The following is a 519-nucleotide window of genomic DNA, read 5'->3' as shown; positions in this document are numbered from 1 at the left end:
GCAGGGCGCATCTGTTTCCCCCACCATTTTAGACAACGTCGACAACAAGATGCGTGTAGCCCAAGAGGAAATTTTTGGTCCGGTGCTGTGTGTCATTCCATTCAAAGACGAAGCGCAAGCAATTGAGATCGCTAACGATTCGAAGTACGGCTTAGGCGCGGCACTCTGGAGTAGCAATATCAACCGCGTTCATCGCGTAGCAAAACGACTGCAAGCCGGCTCGGTTTGGGTTAACAACTACAACGAAGGTGACATGACGGTTCCATTTGGTGGATTCAAAATGAGCGGAAACGGTCGAGACAAGTCTCTCCACGCGATTGAAAAATTCACCGAAACCAAAACCACTTGGATTCGCCTCCATCCTTAAGCCTGCTGACGATTACGATAAATAAAGGAATAGTTCTATGAACAAGCATACGGATTCGTTCTACGCGCACTCTGTGCCAAACATGCCGGAATACCCACAATTGCAAGACAACATCGAGTGCGATGTGTGTGTAGTCGGTGCGGGATTCTCTG

At 48.7% G+C, this 519-nt stretch carries 1 protein-coding gene; it reads left to right on the top strand.

Annotation, left to right across the window (positions count from 1 at the left end):
* The coding region (locus R7Z77_RS28400) for an aldehyde dehydrogenase family protein (RefSeq protein ID WP_318137442.1) at nucleotides 1–367 on the top strand (367 nt) is incomplete at its 5' end.
* Nucleotides 368–519: the final 152 nt, after the last annotated feature.

Source organism: Vibrio sp. 1401 (assembly GCF_033340295.1).
The sequence above is the reverse complement of the archived record's forward strand: the minus strand, read 5'-3'. Positions and strand labels throughout refer to the sequence as shown.